This is a genomic window from Fictibacillus nanhaiensis (assembly GCF_049537595.1).
Lineage (GTDB): Bacteria > Bacillota > Bacilli > Bacillales > Fictibacillaceae > Fictibacillus > Fictibacillus nanhaiensis_F.
The window spans coordinates 1,287,936-1,305,054 of record NZ_JBMULM010000001.1; the positions used below are offsets into that span (position 1 = coordinate 1,287,936).

Annotated in this window: 17 protein-coding genes; 16 read left to right on the top strand and 1 reads right to left on the bottom strand. The window is 41.6% G+C overall.

Annotated elements, in window-relative coordinates; genetic code table 11:
* Window positions 1-9: 9 nt before the first annotated feature.
* Both ACOZ9X_RS06490 and ACOZ9X_RS06495 read left to right on the top strand, forming a co-directional pair.
* Window positions 10-804 carry a sporulation protein YpjB gene (locus ACOZ9X_RS06490; protein WP_423417453.1) on the top strand — a complete coding sequence of 265 codons (795 nt, stop codon included), beginning with the start codon at window positions 10-12 and terminating at the stop codon, window positions 802-804.
* A gap of 93 nt (window positions 805-897) precedes the next feature.
* Window positions 898-1,578, top strand: coding sequence for a zinc metallopeptidase (locus ACOZ9X_RS06495; RefSeq protein ID WP_423417454.1), 681 nt, complete (start codon window positions 898-900; stop codon window positions 1,576-1,578).
* Window positions 1,579-1,625: 47 nt separating this feature from the next.
* Here the strand turns inward: ACOZ9X_RS06495 and ACOZ9X_RS06500 are convergent, their stop codons facing one another.
* Window positions 1,626-2,498 (bottom strand): YitT family protein, encoded by an 873-nt coding sequence (locus tag ACOZ9X_RS06500; RefSeq protein WP_137789063.1) that lies wholly within the window; start codon window positions 2,496-2,498, stop codon window positions 1,626-1,628.
* Window positions 2,499-2,640: 142 nt separating this feature from the next.
* Between ACOZ9X_RS06500 and ACOZ9X_RS06505 the strand changes: the two genes are divergently transcribed.
* The 14 genes from ACOZ9X_RS06505 to ACOZ9X_RS06570 all read left to right on the top strand — a co-directional run bounded on the left by ACOZ9X_RS06505 (window position 2,641) and on the right by ACOZ9X_RS06570 (window position 17,107).
* The gene (locus ACOZ9X_RS06505; protein ID WP_144699404.1) at window positions 2,641-2,985 is read left to right on the top strand and encodes a nucleotide pyrophosphohydrolase; all 345 of its coding nucleotides are present in this window, start codon (window positions 2,641-2,643) and stop codon (window positions 2,983-2,985) included.
* The gene (dapB, locus tag ACOZ9X_RS06510) at window positions 2,978-3,781 is read left to right on the top strand and encodes a 4-hydroxy-tetrahydrodipicolinate reductase (RefSeq protein WP_423417455.1); all 804 of its coding nucleotides are present in this window, start codon (window positions 2,978-2,980) and stop codon (window positions 3,779-3,781) included. Before ACOZ9X_RS06505 ends, dapB begins: the two co-directional genes overlap by 8 nt.
* Before the next feature lie 11 nt (window positions 3,782-3,792).
* Window positions 3,793-4,209 (top strand): methylglyoxal synthase, encoded by a 417-nt coding sequence (gene mgsA, locus ACOZ9X_RS06515; RefSeq protein ID WP_144699408.1) that lies wholly within the window; start codon window positions 3,793-3,795, stop codon window positions 4,207-4,209.
* Window positions 4,206-4,898 carry a bacillithiol biosynthesis deacetylase BshB1 gene (gene bshB1 / locus ACOZ9X_RS06520; protein WP_423417456.1) on the top strand — a complete coding sequence of 231 codons (693 nt, stop codon included), beginning with the start codon at window positions 4,206-4,208 and terminating at the stop codon, window positions 4,896-4,898. Before mgsA ends, bshB1 begins: the two co-directional genes overlap by 4 nt.
* Window positions 4,899-4,909: 11 nt before the next feature.
* Window positions 4,910-6,049 carry an N-acetyl-alpha-D-glucosaminyl L-malate synthase BshA gene (gene bshA / locus ACOZ9X_RS06525; RefSeq protein ID WP_423417457.1) on the top strand — a complete coding sequence of 380 codons (1,140 nt, stop codon included), beginning with the start codon at window positions 4,910-4,912 and terminating at the stop codon, window positions 6,047-6,049.
* A complete protein-coding gene (locus tag ACOZ9X_RS06530) occupies window positions 6,046-7,227 on the top strand; it encodes a CCA tRNA nucleotidyltransferase (protein ID WP_423417458.1) in 1,182 nt (393 codons plus the stop codon). Before bshA ends, ACOZ9X_RS06530 begins: the two co-directional genes overlap by 4 nt.
* Window positions 7,215-8,201 carry a biotin--[acetyl-CoA-carboxylase] ligase gene (locus ACOZ9X_RS06535; protein ID WP_423417459.1) on the top strand — a complete coding sequence of 329 codons (987 nt, stop codon included), beginning with the start codon at window positions 7,215-7,217 and terminating at the stop codon, window positions 8,199-8,201. The genes ACOZ9X_RS06530 and ACOZ9X_RS06535 overlap by 13 nt, the downstream gene beginning before the upstream one ends.
* 480 nt (window positions 8,202-8,681) lie before the next feature.
* Window positions 8,682-9,521 (top strand): 3-methyl-2-oxobutanoate hydroxymethyltransferase, encoded by an 840-nt coding sequence (gene panB, locus ACOZ9X_RS06540; RefSeq protein WP_423418235.1) that lies wholly within the window; start codon window positions 8,682-8,684, stop codon window positions 9,519-9,521.
* A complete protein-coding gene (panC, locus tag ACOZ9X_RS06545; RefSeq protein ID WP_423417460.1) occupies window positions 9,518-10,402 on the top strand; it encodes a pantoate--beta-alanine ligase in 885 nt (294 codons plus the stop codon). The genes panB and panC overlap by 4 nt, the downstream gene beginning before the upstream one ends.
* Window positions 10,387-10,770 (top strand): aspartate 1-decarboxylase, encoded by a 384-nt coding sequence (gene panD, locus ACOZ9X_RS06550; RefSeq protein ID WP_423417461.1) that lies wholly within the window; start codon window positions 10,387-10,389, stop codon window positions 10,768-10,770. Before panC ends, panD begins: the two co-directional genes overlap by 16 nt.
* A 41-nt stretch (window positions 10,771-10,811) precedes the next feature.
* Window positions 10,812-13,619 (top strand): ATP-dependent DNA helicase DinG, encoded by a 2,808-nt coding sequence (dinG, locus tag ACOZ9X_RS06555; protein ID WP_423417462.1) that lies wholly within the window; start codon window positions 10,812-10,814, stop codon window positions 13,617-13,619.
* A gap of 138 nt (window positions 13,620-13,757) precedes the next feature.
* Window positions 13,758-13,976, top strand: coding sequence for a hypothetical protein (locus tag ACOZ9X_RS06560; protein WP_423417463.1), 219 nt, complete (start codon window positions 13,758-13,760; stop codon window positions 13,974-13,976).
* A gap of 279 nt (window positions 13,977-14,255) precedes the next feature.
* Entirely contained in the window at window positions 14,256-16,784 is a 2,529-nt protein-coding gene (locus tag ACOZ9X_RS06565) for a cyanophycinase (protein ID WP_423417464.1), read from the top strand.
* A 152-nt stretch (window positions 16,785-16,936) separates the two neighbouring features.
* Complete coding sequence (locus tag ACOZ9X_RS06570; RefSeq protein WP_082820684.1) at window positions 16,937-17,107, top strand: YpmA family protein; 171 nt, start codon at window positions 16,937-16,939, stop codon at window positions 17,105-17,107.
* Window positions 17,108-17,119 lie beyond the last annotated feature (12 nt).

The following is a 17,119-nucleotide window of genomic DNA, read 5'->3' on the forward strand; positions in this document are numbered from 1 at the left end:
GGACAACGGATGAGAAGGTTTGGATGGGCATTGATGGTTCTTTGTATGGTTTTTGGACTTTCTTTGCCAGCACTTGCGTCAAATCATACAGAAACGAAGGATTGGTCTCTGATCAATGAACTAACGAGTGAGACCTGGGAACTTGGTAAGATAGAACGATATGAAGAAGCTGCAGGTGTGTTGCAGTTTACTTCCGCCAACATCATTCATATAGAAGATGTCTTGTCATTGAGACCGGAACAGAAGCGTCTCGTTGAATATACGTTCAGAGATGCTGTGTCTTCTCTTCAGAATCCCGAATGGTCGAAAGAAAAAAAGCTAAACAAGCTTACAGAGGTTCGCTTATTAGTGGATGCCCTTCAGACTGATTATGAGCCATTATGGAAAAAAACAGGACTGATGATGCTAGAGCCTTTTATCTCGATGGAAAAAGGAATCAGTGAGGATGATTCAGTGGCGTTTCATCAAGCTGCTAACCTTTTACTCGAGCGTTACGAAACGGTCAGACCGGCACTCATGGTCGACCTGAAAGATGATGAGCTTCAAAAGCTTGATGAACACGTTTCTTACGTAGATACGAACCGCAGTCAGATCCTTAGGGATACTGCTCATCAAAAACAGCTAGAGACTGCGGCTGCTGACTTTGAAGCATTATTCTTCGCGAAAAAAGATAACTCAGAACCTTCGCTCTTTTGGCTAATATTTTCAATCGGTGGCATCATATCATCAACACTAGCTTACGTAGGATGGAGAAAATACAAAGGTGATCAGCAGGATGAGTTGCGTGTGCCGGATAAACGGTAATAGGTCATGAGTCATGCGTATTCTTTGACAAACTGTGAGCTGAAAACGTAAAATGTGAGTATCAAAAGCTTTTTATATGGAGGAATGCCGACGATGGGTGGATTTTTAATCTACTTCGCAATTTTGCTTATCGTTCCAATCTGGGCTCAGATGCGAGTGAAAAGCACGTACAAAAAGTATTCAAAAGTGAGTAACAGCACAGGTAAGACGGGTGCAGAAGTTGCAAGAGAGATCTTAGACCAAAATGGACTTTACAGTGTTCAAGTAGAGCCAGTGAGAGGGATGTTATCTGATCATTACGACCCTCGCAGCAAAGTGGTTCGTTTATCTGAAGATAACTATTACGGAAGTTCGATTGCAGGTGCAGCGGTTGCAGCCCATGAAGTTGGGCATGCGATCCAAGATGCAGAAGGATATGCGTTCTTACGCTTCAGACATGCTCTCGTTCCTGTAGCTAACATCGGATCTAACTTTTCGTTTCTATTGATTCTTGGTGGTATGCTTTTAAGCTCTATGAACTTGTTCCTTCTAGGGATCATCTTCATGTCAGTAGCTGTATTGTTCCAGTTCGTTACTCTGCCGGTTGAGTTCAATGCAAGCTCTCGTGCGATGGACCAGATTGTTTCAACGGGTCTTATTCGTAACAACGAAGAGCGAGGAGCGCGTAAAGTACTAAACGCTGCTGCCTTAACTTATGTAGCTGGTGCGCTAGTAGCGTTACTAGAACTAGCACGATTCATCTTCATGTTCTTAGGGATGAACCAAGACGATTAATACAAAACTAACAAAAAAAGCTCCCGATACTAATCGGGAGCTTTTTTCTATCTGCCTATTGGATTCTTATCAGCATCTAAAGTGAAACCTTCACCGATCACTTCATGAACGTCATTTACGGTAACAAATGCGTGCGGATCGATACGCTCGATCACTTGTTTGATGCGGACGATCTCGTTCTTAGCGATAACGCAGTACAGCACCTCACGGATATTTCCTGTAAAAGAACCTTTACCGTTTAAGATGGTTGCACCACGGTCCAATTCTTTGATGATATCTGCTGCGATCTCGGTATTTTTATCAGAAAAGATCATGACGGCTTTACCAGCATAAGCGCCTTCTTGCATAAAGTCGATAACACGTGCACCGATGAAAACAGCAACGAGAGTGTACATCGCTTCTTTATAATCTAAGTAGACGAGAGAAATCGCGATAACCACGAAATCAAAGATGAACATCGTCTTACCCATGCTCCAGCCTAAAAATTTATGACCGAGTCTCGCGATGATATCTACACCGCCAGTCGTTCCACCAAAGCGGAAGATGATTCCTAGTCCGACTCCGATAAAAACACCAGCAAATAATGCCGCAAGTGTCATGTCCTCTTTAAGGTTGATCGTAACGAATGAGAAACGCTGAAAGATAAACAAGAACACCGATACGGCAACTGTTCCGATGATCGTATAGATAAAGGCGTTTCTGCCAAGCAGTTTCCAGCCGACAAAGAACAATGGAATGTTGAGTGCTAGGTTAGAATAAGAAGGATCGATCGAAAAAAGAAAATAGAGAATTAGCGTGATCCCTGTGAAACCACCTTCTGCTAAATTGTTCGTCATATTAAAGTGAACGATTCCGAACGAGAAGATGGCAGCGCCTAGTAAGATGAATAAAATATTTTTTAGTTTGATTGGATAAGTCATAAGAGGCCTACTTTCTACAAAAATACAAAGGTTGTTTTTAGTCATGCTTTCCTATTATAAGCGAAATTTCATGAAATTTGTCAAACAGAAAAAATACCGATAACATATAGAAGACTAATATTGAATGAGGAGTGTCAACATCATGGCCAATCGTACATTAAAAGAGAGTCAGGACGTTGTAGATCAATACATATCACAGTTTAAAGAAGGCTATTTCAGTCCTTTAGCTATGCTTGCACGATTAACAGAAGAATTAGGTGAACTTGCCCGTGAAGTGAATCATCACTATGGAGAGAAACCGAAGAAATCAACAGAGGATAAGAAGACGGTCGAAGAAGAACTTGGAGATATGTTCTTTGTTTTGATCTGCCTTGCAAATTCCTTAAATATAGATCTAGATGATGCGTTGAAAACCGTTATGCATAAGTTTGAAACACGAGACAAAGACAGATGGACAAAAAAAGAAGGAGAGACTACTCATGAATAATATACGAATCATACTTGCAGGACCACGAGGAAAGATGGGACATGAAGCGTTGAAGATGATCGAGGAAACTGCTCACTTTGAACTTGTGGCAGCTGTAGATTCAAAGAATGACGGTCTTCAAGTAAAAGATCTGCAAGGGGCACCGCAATCTTTGGAGGCACCCGTATATGATGATATGGAAAACTGCCTTGCCTCTATTGAAGCAGATGTTGTTGTCGATCTTACACGACCAGATATCGGTAAAAAACATCTTGAACTGGCTCTAAAGCATGGTCTGCGCACGGTGATCGGAACAACCGGCTTTTCAAATGAAGACCTCGAGCGACTGAAAGCGTTAGCTGAAGAAAAACAAACAGGTGCTATCATCGCGCCAAATTTTGCGATCGGTGCGATCTTAATGATGAAGTTCTCTCAAATGGCAGCGAAATATCTCCCGGATATCGAGATCATCGAAAAGCATCATGATCAAAAGCTAGATGCGCCTTCAGGAACGGCATTAAAAACGGCACAACTGATCACAGAAGTGCGAGAAGAAAAGACACAAGGTCATCCTGATGAAAGAGAAGATCTTAAAGGTGCACGAGGCGCTGAACTAGAAGGGATCCGTATTCATAGTGTAAGATTACCTGGACTGGTGGCGCATCAAGAAGTCATCTTCGGTGGTGAAGGTCAAGTACTAACGATCCGTCATGATTCTATGAACAGAACATCATTCATGCCAGGGGTCCGACTTGCGGTAGAAAGTGTAATGAACATTGAAGGTCTTGTATACGGCCTTGAAAATATTATGGAATAAGAGGGGATACTATGAAAATAGCTCTTATTGCGCACGATAAGAAAAAGAACGATATGATCAATTTTACAGTCGCATATGCACCGATTTTAAAGGATCATACACTGTTTGCGACAGGAACAACGGGATTTAAAATAAACGAAGCGACGGGCCTTGATATCAAACGTTTTCAATCGGGTCCATTAGGAGGCGATCAGCAGATAGGGGCGCTGATCGCTGAAAACGACCTTGACCTTGTACTGTTCTTTAGAGATCCTTTGACCGCGCAGCCTCATGAGCCTGATGTATCAGCTTTGATGCGTTTATGTGATGTGTATCAGATTCCGCTTGCAACGAACTTAGCTTCAGCAGAGCTTTTTATTCGTTCCCTTGAACGAGGAGATCTGGATTGGAGAAAAATAATAGATGAAAGAGAGTCAGAGAAAAAATGACCGAAAAAAGCTGGCTTGCTTTTGGCGCACATTCAGATGATGTAGAGATCGGCATGGGTGCGACAATTAAAGCAGAAACAGAGAGAGGACGTAACGTGATCATCTGCGACTTAACAGAAGCAGAACTATCATCGAACGGTACCGTAAACATCCGAAAAAGAGAGGCTGAAAGAGCAGCAGAACTTTTAGGAGTAAGGAAGAGAAGTAACCTACAGTTGCCTGACCGTGGACTATACATGCAAGAAGACTATATTCTAAAGCTCGTGTCGGTGATTCGTGAGCATAAGCCACAATATGTGTTCGCTCCCTATTGGGTCGATCGGCATCCAGACCACGGAAACTGTGCACGTCTCGTAAAAGAAGCAGTCTTTTCTGCTGGCATAAAAAATATTCAAGATCCGAAACTTCTGCCTTCACACAAAGTAAAGAATATATTTTATTACATGATCAACAGTGCAGAGAGACCAAAACTCTTTGTCGATGTAACAGGCTCTTACAAAGCGAAGATCGAGGCACTTAAAGCTTATCCATCTCAGTTTGTGAAAACACTGGATAGCATTGATACACCGCTGACGAACGGTTATATCGAACGTGTGGAATCCCGTGACAAACTGTTTGGTCTTGAAGCTGGTGTCAGTTATGCAGAAGGGTTCATTCCAGAACAAACGTATATAACTAACCATCTATAAGGAGAAAGTCTATGACGTTAAAAATCGGCATCACTTGTTATCCGACCGTAGGCGGATCAGGAGTGGTTGCGACAGAACTAGGAAAACTATTAGCTGAAAAAGGACACGAGATTCATTTTATTACATCAAGTGTTCCTTTTCGTCTAGGAAAATTTTATCCGAACATCTTCTTTCATGAAGTAGAAGTAAACCATTATTCTGTGTTTAAATATCCGCCTTATGATCTAGCTTTAGCGAGCAAGATGGCAGAAGTCGCAAAACGAGAAAAGCTTGATCTTCTTCATGTTCATTATGCTGTTCCTCATGCCGTATGTGCGGTATTAGCCAAACAGATGCTTAATGATGAGATGAAGATCGTTACAACTTTACATGGAACAGACATCACGGTACTTGGCTACGATCCTTCACTAAGTGAAATGATCAAGTTCGGTATCGAGAAATCGGATGTAGTCACATCGGTTTCTCATCAACTGAAAGCAGATACGTTAGAGTTGTTGAATATCAACAAAGATATCATCCCTGTACATAACTTTGTAGACGAAAGAGTGTATTACAGAAGAAGCAACAATGCTGAACTAAGACAAACGTACGGAATTGAAGAGAACGAAAAAGTCATCGTTCATATCTCGAATTTCAGAAAAGTAAAAAGGTTAGAAGATGTGATCAAGTCGTTCGCTCTCATCCGAAAAGAGCTTACTTCAAAGCTATTGTTGATCGGAAACGGTCCAGAGCTAACAACGGCATGCGAACTTGTTCGTGAGCTCGATATTGAAGATGATGTGTTGTTCTTAGGTAAACAAGAGAATGTAGGCGAGCTGTTCTCTATATGCGATCTAAAGCTCCTTCTTTCTGAAAAAGAAAGCTTTGGGCTCGTACTATTAGAAGCGATGGCATGCGGTGTACCTGTTATCGGAACGAATATTGGTGGAATTCCAGAGGTGATCGTTGATGGCGAGACGGGTTATATGGTAGAGCTAGGGTGTCCAGAAACAGTAGCCGAAAAAGCGATAGCTCTGCTACAGGATGAAGAAAAATTAATGGCGTTCAGAGAAAATTCCGTTAGACATGTAAAAGAAAACTTCTTATCTGACAAAATCGTCTCGATCTATGAAGATATTTATTATTCATTGATAGAGGATCGTTCTGTATGAACAAGATGTTCGAAAACGCATTGCCGGTATTGAAGAGGTTGGAAGAAGAAGGCTTCAGCGCTTATTTTGTTGGAGGTTGTGTACGAGACCTCTTACTTCAGCGTCACATCAAAGATATCGATATTGCGAGTTCTGCCAGACCAGAAGACGTTCAACGAATATTTCCAAAAACCATTCCGGTCGGTATCGAACATGGGACGGTTATCGTGAGACACGACTCTGTGTCTTATGAAGTTACAACGTTCAGAAAAGAAGACGAGTATAAGGATTATAGAAGACCGTCAAAAGTGTGGTTTGTCGATGACCTGAAAGAAGATCTTTCTAGAAGAGATTTTACCTTCAATGCAATGGCGATGGATACTTCTTTTCAGTTGATCGATCATTTTGGCGGGCGTGAAGATCTTAAGAGAGAGCAGATTCGGACTGTTGGAGATCCGAATCTGCGCTTTTCAGAAGATCCGCTTCGTATCATGAGAGCTTGCCGGTTTATGAGTGTATTTAACATGGCGATCGAAAAAAAGACCATTGATGCGATCAAAGAAAAAGCTCATTTACTGAAAATGATCTCTACAGAACGAATCGCCATCGAATTCATCAAACTGCTTCAAGGTGAACAAGCGGGTAATGTACTCGAATTTATGAAGAAAACCTCTATTTTAAATCATTTGCCTACTGAGCTGCAAGAAAAACAGAACAAACTTTATAAAGATTTCTATTGGAATGAGCTAGAATCCGATGAACAGCGATGGACAGCGATCATGTTATTATCGGATGTGAGTGATAGCAGAACATTCTTAAAAAGTTGGAAACTTCCAAATCATATGATCAAAAAAGTTGGAGAGTTAAAGGCCGCTTATGATAATGATGCTTGGAGCAAGATGGATTTGTACCGCTATGGTTTAGAGACGGCCTTATCAAGCATCACGTTAAAAAGTGCGATGGAAAAGAAAGACTTTGCTGACGTGAAAGAACAGCTTCATCAGCAATATAGCGAGATTCCGATCACATCTAGAAAAGATATTCCACTAGATGGTCAGGATATTTTAAAGATCACCAATCGTGAACCAGGGATCTGGGTAGGAAAGCTCTTAGAAGATATGGAGAAAAAAATCGTTGACGGAGAACTAACACTTAACACATCCACACTAAAGAATTGGGTAAAAAGGTGGGAGCCATGATGAAAGAAGCATTGTTGCACATGCTTACAGAGCAAGAAGGAAAGTTTGTTTCAGGTCAAGAGATCTCAAACAGACTGGATTGTTCGAGAACGGCGATCTGGAAACACATATCAGAACTACGTAAGAACGGGTATACGATCGAAGCTGTACAAAAAAGAGGATATCGATTGATCACATCTCCGGATGCAGTAACAGCAGAGGAAGTGTCACTCTACACGGGTGACGGAACATTCGGTAAGAAGATCACGTACAGAGAATCAGTGAATAGTACACAAGAGATCGCACATGCTCTTGCTAGAGATGGTGCGGTTGAAGGAAGCATCGTACTTGCTGACGAACAGACCGGTGGAAGAGGAAGGTTAGGAAGAGCGTGGCAATCTCCTAAAGGAACAGGAGTTTGGATGAGCTTGATTCTAAAGCCGAACATACCTCTTCAGAAAGCTCCTCAGCTTACATTGCTAATAGCGGTAGCTGTGTCAAAAGCGATCGAAAAAGTATCAGGCATCGAAGCAGCGATCAAGTGGCCGAACGACATTTTAATCAGCGGTAAAAAGTCAGCTGGTATCTTAACAGAACTTCAAGCTGAAGCGGATTCTATTCATTCAGTAATCGTAGGTATCGGGATCAACGTGAATCAAGAAAGACAGCACTTTTCAGATGAAATCGCGGAGATTGCTACAAGTCTAGCCATTGAAGGCGGACAAACATTCAAACGAGCTGAAGTGGTGGGTGTGCTTCTTCAAGAGATCGAAACCCTATACCATCAATATTTGGAGAACGGTTTTGGTGTGATCAAGCTTTTATGGGAATCTCGTGCTTTCAGTTTAGGAAAACGAATCACAGCGAGATCAATAACAGGAGCAATCACAGGTTATGCAAAAGGAATCACTGAAGAAGGTGTTTTGCTTTTAGAAGACGATCATGGCGTCGTACACTCCATCTATTCAGCTGATATCGAATTTCCTTCTACTTAAGGAAAGTCCGTGATAAAATAATGTTGTAGGCGGTATCCATGTGGAACTGCACTAATTTTCTCTAGTTTTAACCACAAACCTTATATCTGCCTAGATCCAAATTTAGGACCGGGACAGAGGGAGCAAACAATAAAAGTCTAGGATTTTTCCTATGCCTTCTTCCTCTATTGGAAAGAAGGTTTTTTGCACTTCTGGCCCTGTTAGAGGCATTTTCTGTTATGCTTTGTTGCTTTTGAGAGATGTTGATTTCCGCTCCAGGTTGCTCGCTTTCCGCGGGGCGACCGGTGAGCCCCTTGCCGCTTCGCACCATTAAGGGTCTCACCTGACCGCTCGTCCCGCAGGAGTCTCGCACCTTCCGCTCCAATCAACTTGCTATGATGACTTAGGTTCATAGAGCAATAACCATTTAGAAAGAATCTAAACAAAGTCAAAAGCAACAACTTACGGAAAAAGCCCAATTAAAAACAGGGAGGCTTTATGATGAAAACGACGAAAAGTTTTCTTAAGATGAAGAGAGATGGCGAAAAGATCACGATGGTAACGGCTTATGATTATCCGACTGCCGTGATCTGTGAAAAAGCGGAGATGGATCTTTTGTTAGTCGGAGATTCTCTTGGCATGGTCGTGCTTGGCTATGATTCAACGATTCCCGTGACGATGGAAGATATGATCCATCATACAAAAGCAGTAAAGCGCGGCGCGCCGAACACGTTTATCGTGACGGATATGCCGTTTATGACGTATCACGGTTCGATCGATGAAACGCTGAACAACGCGCGTAGAATTCTTCAAGAGAGCGGTGCTTCTGCAGTCAAAGTAGAAGGCGGTAAACAGATCGTTCAGACTGTTGAACGGTTGACTGACGCTGGAGTTCCTGTCATGGGACACCTTGGTCTTACACCTCAGATGGTAGGTGTGATGGGCGGTTATGGTGTTCAAGGAAAAGAAGAAAGAGAGGCAGAGCGACTCATCGAAGAGAGTCTATTGCTTGAAAAAGCTGGTGCGTTCGCGGTCGTTTTGGAGTGCGTTCCGCAGCAGTTGGCTGAGATCGTAACAAAAAAATTAAGTATTCCTGTTATCGGAATCGGTGCAGGTAAACATACAGATGGTCAGGTCCTCGTCTACCACGATATGATCGGCTACGGTTTTCACCATGTACCAAAGTTTGTGAAAACGTATGGAAACGTGAAGGATGTCATGGTAGAAGGACTTTTAAAATATAAAGAAGACGTAAGAAAACAGCAGTTTCCTGAAGAAAGCCACAGCTTTAACATGAAAGCTGAAACGCTTCATTCTCTGTACGGAGGAGTTCAATCGTGAAACAGATCCATTCTATTAAAGACATGCAAAAACTAATCGCAGATGAAAAAAGAGCTGGAAAAATAATAGGATTCGTACCTACGATGGGGTATCTGCATGATGGCCATCTATCCTTGATCGAACGAGCGAAGAAAGAATCTGATGTGATCGTTGTCAGCATCTTTGTTAATCCGCTGCAATTCGGACCAAACGAAGATTTTGACAGATATCCCCGTGATCTTGAGCGTGATCAGAAATTGGCGTTAAAAGCGGGAGCAGATGTATTGTTTTTCCCTGAAACGAAAGAGATGTACCCGCAAGAGTCAGTCGTTACGGTCTCTGTAAACAAACGAGTGGATGCGCTATGCGGGGAAAGTCGAGTAGGGCACTTTGACGGAGTGGCGACAGTATTAACGAAGCTTTTTCATATCGTTTCGCCCGACTACGCTTATTTTGGATTGAAAGATGCGCAGCAAGTGGCTGTTATCGAAGGGCTTGTTGAAGACTTTAACTTCCCAATAACAGTGATCGGGTGTGAGACGAAGCGTGAGGCTGATGGTCTTGCGATGAGTTCTAGAAACGTTTATCTGTCTGACAGTGAAAGACAAGAAGCGATTCATCTGAGTGAATCTCTTATAAAAGCGAAAAAATGGCTTTTAGAGGGTGATAGTGGTGAGACCGAAGAAAAGATGATAAAATACTTGGAGGAACATACGAGCGGTATTGTAGATTATTGCAAGATTCTTTCGTATCCTGATCTTCTTCCTCCTAAATCTGAATCGAAAAAATTGATCATTGCTGTAGCTGTAAGATTCAGCAAAGCACGTTTGATTGATAATGTCATCTTAGACAACATTTTATGCAGAGAAGAAAGCGAGGAAGAAACATGTTCCGTACGTTAATGAAAGGCAAGATCCACCGTGCTACGGTGACTGAATCTAATTTAAACTATGTTGGCAGCATCACGATCGATGAAGATATTTTAGATGCTGTTGATATGATTCCGAACGAAAAAGTTCAGATTGTAAATAATAATAATGGTGCACGTTTTGAAACGTATATTATCCCTGGTAAACGGGGATCTGGTGTGATGTGCTTAAATGGCGCTGCAGCACGTCTCGTGCAAGAAGGGGATATTGTTATTGTTATTTCCTACGGAATGTATGATGAGACCGAAGCAAGACATCATGTACCGAAAGTTGCGATTATGGATAAGAACAATCGTGTACAAGAGATGCTCGGAGTTGAACCTGAGGCTACTATTTATTAATTCCATATATAAACCAGCCACAGGGGAATGAGGTGAAGGCTATGACACGGCGATTTGTCGTTATCGATTTTGAAACAACAGGAAATTCAGCAGCAAAAGGAGACCGAATTATCCAGATCGGTGCGGTCGCCGTAGAGGCAGGACAGATAACGGACAGATTCTCGACGTTCATCCAGCCAGGCGTTCCCATCCCCCCATTTATTGAGCAATTGACGGGCATCAACGATGATATGGTGAAAGATGCCCCGTTGTTTGAAGAAGTGGCACCAAAGCTCCTTCAGATGTTAGAAGGAGCTTATTTTGTTGCCCATAATGTGATGTTTGATTATTCATTTCTGCAAGGTGAACTTGATCATGCTGGCTATTCCAGGCTTTCCATGCCGCTGATCGATACCGTTGAGATGTCAAGACTGCTTCTTTTAGGAGCAGACGGCTACCAGCTAGGAATGCTAGCAGATTACTTAGGGTTAGAACACCTTAACCCTCATCAAGCTGACAGTGATGCAGAAGTAACAGCGAGACTTTTGATTCATCTACTAGAAAAGCTAGAAAATCTACCGCTCGCAACACTTGAGAGGCTCACACCTTTTTTAAAGAAACTTCAAAGTTCTTTAGAAAGCATCGTAGGGGATATGATCGCAGAGAAGTCAGCTTTTTTAGCAGATGAAGAGACATATGATTTTTACCGCAAGCTCGCTCTTAAAAAGAGGCCGGATTTCGTCCAATCTTTAGATGATGATTTTACAGAATTTAAAGACGAAGAAGTTCATGATCAACTTCAACAGCATATGCAGCATTATGAAGTGCGAAAAAGTCAGCAGAGAATGGTCGAACTCGTCGATGAAGCTCTTCACACGAATCAGCACCTTGTGATTGAGGCGGGAACCGGTGTAGGAAAATCGCTCGGTTATCTCATACCGGGCATTCGGCATGCGAAGGAAAAGGACCGTCCGCTTGTCGTTTCCACCCATACCGTCCAGCTTCAGCAACAGTTGTTAGAACGCGATGTTCCGCTTTTGAAAAGAATCATGCCGTTTGATTTTACAGCGACTCTTCTAAAAGGAAGAAATCATTATCTATGTTTAAGAAAATTTGAACATACGCTAATGGATCATCACGATGACAACTACGATATGAACTTCACAAAAGCGCAACTTATCGTATGGCTTACAGAAACGGAGACAGGGGACGTAGAAGAACTGTCGATGGCGTCAGGCGGAAAGCTGTTTTGGAACACGGTCAAAAGTGATGCCAATTCTTGCTTGAACCATAGATGTCCTTGGTTCTCCAGATGTTATTATCACAAACAGCGAAGAGCCGCACATGAATCAGATCTTGTAATCACGAACCATGCGTTGTTGTTTACGGACTTAAAGTCTGATAATCAACTGCTGCCCGCTTATAAAGAAGTCGTCTTAGACGAGGCGCATCATGTAGAAGAAGTTGTGAGCGATCATTTTGGAAAAGAAACCGATTATTTTTCATTCGTTAAGCTCCTAGATCGTCTATCACAGACGGATGGAGATGGAATGATGAATACGTTTAGGGAGATCTGTGATCTTCTTGAAGTCCCAAAATACGAACATCATCTGGCCAATTGGGATACGCTTTTTTCTGATGTGAAGAATGAGCTTGATGAGATTTTCAAACAGATCAAGAACATCTGTTTACGTAAAGCGAAATCATCTCGTTCCACTGAGTTAACGAAATTAACGCTTCGTTATACAAAACAGGATATCGAAGCTGCCTCTTGGGAACCAGTTTTAGAGATGGAAGCACGCGCACGTCAGTTTATGGGTGATCTTGTGAAACCTGTAAAACGTGTTTTAAAGAGCTTTGATCAGTACGAAGAACATCTTACGGTCCAGCAAAAAGGGTTCTTAGTCGACCTAGAAGGCATTCTAAACGATCTACAGGACGAGATGACAGATCTTCAACACTTGTTGTCTTGCCCGTTATCTGAAGAAGTGTACTGGATGGAAGCAGAGTCAAAAGGTCCGAGGCATGCGGTTACACTCTTTGCAAAGCCTGTTGAGATCGATCAGATTCTAGCTGATAAGTTCTTTGGTAAGAAGAGCTCCGTCGTACTCACTTCTGCGACGATGAGTGTTAAAAACAGTTTCCGTTATTTGAGTGAGAGACTTGGACTTTTAGACTTTGGTCCGATCAGTGCACAGCTGCCTTCACCATTTCAATACGAACAACAAGCGAAGCTGATGGTGCCAACTGATATTCCGCTCATTAATGAAGTGGATCAAAAAACGTTTGTTAAAAAAATCTCGTCTTCTCTGTACGAGATCGCGAAAGTTACGAAAGGGCGTATGCTCGTTCTGTTCACTTCTTACGAGATGTTGAGAGAGACACACGGAGCGTTCAAAAATTTGATGGATGCCGAAGAGTTCGTCTTGATCGCACAAGGCGTTGATTCAGGAAGCCGGGCACGTCTTACAAAGAACTTCCAGCGTTTTGATAACAGCATTCTGTTTGGGACGAACAGTTTTTGGGAAGGAATCGATATTCCTGGTGACGATCTTTCTTGCTTAGTGATCATCCGTTTGCCGTTCACACCTCCAGATCAGCCTGTGATGGCCGCGAAAAGCGAGAAATTGAAAGCAGAAGGCGGAAATCCGTTCTATGACCTTTCTCTTCCGCAAGCGATCATTCGCTTTAAGCAAGGATTCGGCCGATTAGTAAGAAGCAGTCGAGATAAAGGAGCCGTGTTCGTGTTCGACCGAAGAATGATCGAGACAAGATACGGAAAATCCTTCATTCAATCGCTGCCAAAGCTTCCGGTATCGATCAAACCAATCGATGAACTCGTGTCAGAACTGGATGATTGGATGGAATAATGTGAAAGGAGAAGCAGATTTTTTGCTTCTTCTTTTTTTATTGTCGATTGAGATTCTTACTTGTTTCTTCATTGAAAAGTTGAAAGGAGCGTAAGGTTGCCGACTCCTATGGGACGAGCGGTCAGGTGGAGACTCCTAATGGCGCAAAGCGGCAGGAGGCTCACCGTTCGCCCCATGGAAAGCGAGCAACCTGGAGCGGAAGTCAACAGCTTTCATAACAAACAATCTTATTGCCGTTCGATCGACTGTCACAGAATCATGCTTTTGAGTAGTTCAAAGCGAGACAGAGCTCATCAGTTCTTTGAACGAGAAGGCTTTGATGGATCTGTTAGTAGAGGCTTTAAAAATTATTTGTAAGCAATAACTTTAAAAGCAATCATCTCTTTCAACTAGAGGTGATTTTCTTTTTGAAATCAAATTAATACTTTCTAGTTTTTTAGGGCGTTTTTTGGCTCTTTATATCTTCCTAATAATAACCAAATAAACTTGGTGCATTGCTTTTTTGTTGATAGACAAGCTATACCCCTTTGGCATGTATCTTGCAATAAATAAAATGAATTTTCAAAATTATTATAGATTCTCTTGTAGAAGTAGCTTCTGCGAAGAGAGATCTCTATGAATGGAGGAGAAAAATCCTTGAACAAAAAGTGGATGTCTGTAACGTTGGCAATGACGCTTGGCTTATCACTAACTACCTCATCAATAAGTTTTGCAAAGAAAAAGGATGATTGGAAAGGAAACCTCGTGATTGCAGGAGGAGCTTTAGGGAGCAGCAATAAGGAAGTATATAACGAATTTATAACATTAGCAGGTGGCAAGAAAAAGGCCAAAATTGGTATCATACCTGCAGCAAGCAGTTCGTTAAAATCTTCACAAAGCTTTAAAGAAGATCTTATTACATATGGTCTAAATGAAGATCAGATCGAGATTGTTCCTCTAGCAAATCATGATTTCAGCGGCACACCTGAAGATGAATCAAAATGGAGAAAAAACGCACACAGCAAACGAATAGCAAACAAGATTGAGAATTATAGTGCGATTTGGTTTGTGGGTGGAGATCAGCTTCGAATTACAGATACATTAGTAAAACCGAGCGGGCATCGGACAAAAGCATTAGACGCCATTTGGAAGATATATCAAGAAGGCGGTGTCATAGGAGGAACCAGCGCAGGTGCAGCCATCATGAGCGATGTGATGATTACAGGTGGTGACAGCTTAGGTGCGCTAAACAATGAGGTTGTTACGAAAAGTAATCCTAATTCAGATAAAGAATACGAACCATTGCATATTGAAAAAGGGCTCGGATTTTTTAAGTATGGCATTGTAGATCAGCATTTTGATGAACGGGCACGTCTTGGGAGATTGGTGATGACGGCTCTAAAAGAAAAAACGAAGAATCAATTCGCTTATGGTGTAGATGAAGATACGGCTCTTATCGTGAACAACAAACAACAAACAGTAAAGATAGTCGGAAGAAGCGGGGTGTCTGTTGTTGATGTCAGTAAAGCAAAGGTTACTGACCTTGATAAAGCACATTTTCAGGATGTTCAGATCAGTCATCTCGTGTCAGGTGACTCCTTAAATGTATCTACTAAAGAGTTTTTTATAAGCGATCATAAAGATGAAACGAATGGATATGAATACTACGAATTCAAGCCACTAGACGCAACAGGCTTATTTACTTCTTACGGAAGGATGAAAGAATATCTTTCGTATTCTTTGATCGATAATTCAACAACAAATGATGTGATAAGTTATTTATACGACTCCCAAGGTAATGGTTTTCAGCTTACGTTTAGAAAAACAGAGAACACAAAGGGGTATTGGGGTTATAAAGATGGACAAAAAGACGATTATTCGTTTGCAAACGTCATATTTGATGTAGAACCTAAAAAGGTTGGTTTTACAGAAAATAAGGATGCGTTCTCTGAGTACAAGAATTCTGAGTTTAAACCACCTTTCATCGACCGTTCAAAACCGGTTAAAGGGAGCCTGTTGATCGCAGGTGGTTCATTAGGAAGTACCAATGGTGATGTTTATAAAAAATTTATTGATCTAGCCAAGCAAAAAGAGGAATCTAAAGTTGGAATAATACCGGCTGCAAGTTCCAGCTTAACATCATCAAAAACGTTTAAAGAAGACCTCGTTCGTTACGGGATGTCAGCAGAACAAATCGAAATTCTTCCGCTCTCTGTAACAAATGACAAAAAAACACCAGAAGATGAGTCTAAGTGGGCGGAAATAAATAAAAATAACGAGGATCTTGCTAAAAAAGTAGAACAATTAGATGCCGTGTGGTTTGTAGGTGGTGATCAAACCAAGATTACAGCTTCACTATTGAACGAGGACGGATCAAATTCTAAAGTATTAAATGCCATTTGGGAAACGTATAGAAATGGATCGGTACTTGGTGGAACTAGTGCTGGGGCTGCAATTATGAGTGATGTTATGATCGCGGGTGGAGGAAGCTACGATACCCTTGCTTCCGGCTTTACAGAAACATATGACGGAATGCTGCAGCAAGAAGGTGGTCCAGGTTATTTAGAACGAGGGCTTGGTTTCTTTGAATATGGCATTGTAGATCAGCACTTCGACAATAAAGCACGTCTTGGCCGATTGATCGCTGTCTCTAATGAAAAAGGAGATCACAATAAACTTTCTTATGGTATTGATGAAGATACAGCTCTCGTCGTATACAATGAACAGAAAAAGGCGGAAGTGGTAGGCAGAGGTGGCGTAACCTTAGTTGATCTATCAAAGCAGCTAAAGAATCCGGAGCTTGGCCAAAGTCAGTTTAAGAATATTAAGCTATCGTGGATCAACCAAGGTGATGTACTCGATCTTACAACCAAAGAAATTTCGATTAACGAGAATAAAGACAGCACAACAGGTTATGAGTATTATGAGCACAAAGTGCCGCCTCATTCAGGTGTCTTAAGTGCTCACGGCGTATTAAACAAATTCATCTCTTACAATCTAGTAGACAATGCTGGAGCGGCGAGTGTAAAAAGTTACAGCTTCAGCGATAACAAAGGATTTGAGTTGAACTTTAGAAAAACGCCTGAAACAGAAGGCTATTGGGGATATACGGATGGTCAAAAAGATGATTACTCTTTTGTAGATATTTCTCTTGATATAACGCCTGTAAATGTAAAGATAGATTAATTGAACCAAGGAATAACAAGATCAAACCGATCAGATAAAATTCTGGTCGGTTTGATCTTCTTTAGGCTTTTTCACGGATTCATAAGTACCTTTTTCACCAATTTTCTGCTATAGTAAACAAGGAAAAGATCGATGTAAGAGGAGGAAGAACCGTGGAAAGCAAAATAGAAGTTCTTTCGACGCTAAAGGTGGACAAGTCGAGTGACTTGTATAAAGTAGTATCTGAACTGAACAAAACATTAAAGCATCAAGATTTAATGTTTGGGCTCGCGTTAGATGACGAAAATAAAAATAAGATGATTTTTACGATCTATCGCACATAGGAAGGCTTAAAT

Coding starts and splice junctions, on each gene's coding strand:
- mgsA (WP_144699408.1), top strand. CDS start 3,793: ATGAAAATAGCTCTTATTGCGCACGATAAGAAAAAGAACGATATGATC.
- ACOZ9X_RS06500 (WP_137789063.1), bottom strand. CDS start 2,498: ATGACTTATCCAATCAAACTAAAAAATATTTTATTCATCTTACTAGGC.
- dinG (WP_423417462.1), top strand. CDS start 10,812: ATGACACGGCGATTTGTCGTTATCGATTTTGAAACAACAGGAAATTCA.
- ACOZ9X_RS06530 (WP_423417458.1), top strand. CDS start 6,046: ATGAACAAGATGTTCGAAAACGCATTGCCGGTATTGAAGAGGTTGGAA.
- ACOZ9X_RS06495 (WP_423417454.1), top strand. CDS start 898: ATGGGTGGATTTTTAATCTACTTCGCAATTTTGCTTATCGTTCCAATC.
- ACOZ9X_RS06490 (WP_423417453.1), top strand. CDS start 10: ATGAGAAGGTTTGGATGGGCATTGATGGTTCTTTGTATGGTTTTTGGA.
- ACOZ9X_RS06560 (WP_423417463.1), top strand. CDS start 13,758: ATGGCGCAAAGCGGCAGGAGGCTCACCGTTCGCCCCATGGAAAGCGAG.
- panD (WP_423417461.1), top strand. CDS start 10,387: ATGTTCCGTACGTTAATGAAAGGCAAGATCCACCGTGCTACGGTGACT.
- dapB (WP_423417455.1), top strand. CDS start 2,978: ATGAATAATATACGAATCATACTTGCAGGACCACGAGGAAAGATGGGA.
- panB (WP_423418235.1), top strand. CDS start 8,682: ATGAAAACGACGAAAAGTTTTCTTAAGATGAAGAGAGATGGCGAAAAG.
- bshA (WP_423417457.1), top strand. CDS start 4,910: ATGACGTTAAAAATCGGCATCACTTGTTATCCGACCGTAGGCGGATCA.
- bshB1 (WP_423417456.1), top strand. CDS start 4,206: ATGACCGAAAAAAGCTGGCTTGCTTTTGGCGCACATTCAGATGATGTA.
- ACOZ9X_RS06505 (WP_144699404.1), top strand. CDS start 2,641: ATGGCCAATCGTACATTAAAAGAGAGTCAGGACGTTGTAGATCAATAC.